Consider the following 814-nt stretch of genomic DNA (forward strand, 5'->3'; position numbering starts at 1 on the left):
GGTCGGATCCCAAGCGCTGATCGCGACCTTGTCCGCGCCGATCGGGCGTAGCCGCACGCGCAGCGCCGACGCCCCCGTGGCGACCAGCGCGACGCCCTGCCACGAGAACGGCAGCAGCCCCGGCTCGCGGGCGCCGAGCGCGCCGAGCACGATGGGGTGCAGCGCCGCGTCCAGCAGCGCGGGGTGCAGGCCGAACGGCTCCTCGGACGCGGGCAGTTCGACCTCGGCGTACACGTCCTCACCGTGGCGCCACGCCGTCCGGAGTCCCTGGAACGCCGGGCCGTAGCCGTAGCCGCGCTCCGCCATGATCGGATAGGCGTCGGTGAGGTCGACCGGTTCCGCACCCGCGGGCGGCCACGAATCGGCTCCCGGTGCGACGGCGCCCGCGCCGACCGCCAGCGCGCCACTCGCGTGCCGGACCCACGGCTCCCCGTCGACCCGCGAATAGATGGTCAGCGCCCGGTGATCCGTCTCGTCCGGCGGTCCCACTATCACCTGCACGACGACCGACCCGTCCGAGGGCACCAGCACGGGCGCCTCGATGGTGAGGTCGTCGAGGCGATCGCAGCCGACCTCGTCGCCCGCGCGCACCGCCATCTCGACGAACGCGGTGCCGGGCAGCAGGATCGTGTCCCGATAGGCGTGGTCGGCCAACCAGGGCTGGGCGCGCAGCGAGAGCCGTCCCGTCAGCACCAGCCCCTGACCGTCGCCCAGATCGGTCGCGCCGCCAAGCAACGGGTGGTCCAGGCCGGTCACCCCGGAAGCTCCGAGGTCGCCGCGCACCGTGGGCGCGTCGAGCCAGTAGCGCTTGCGG

1 protein-coding gene is annotated in these 814 nt (G+C 74.3%); it reads right to left on the bottom strand.

Annotated elements, in window-relative coordinates; translation table 11 throughout:
• A partial coding sequence (locus ON30_RS27820; RefSeq protein WP_040711915.1) for a polyketide synthase dehydratase domain-containing protein occupies positions 1–814 on the bottom strand: 814 nt, incomplete at both ends.

The sequence above is a fragment of the Nocardia takedensis NBRC 100417 genome (genome assembly GCF_000308695.1).
GTDB classification, from domain to species: Bacteria; Actinomycetota; Actinomycetes; order Mycobacteriales; family Mycobacteriaceae; genus Nocardia; species Nocardia takedensis.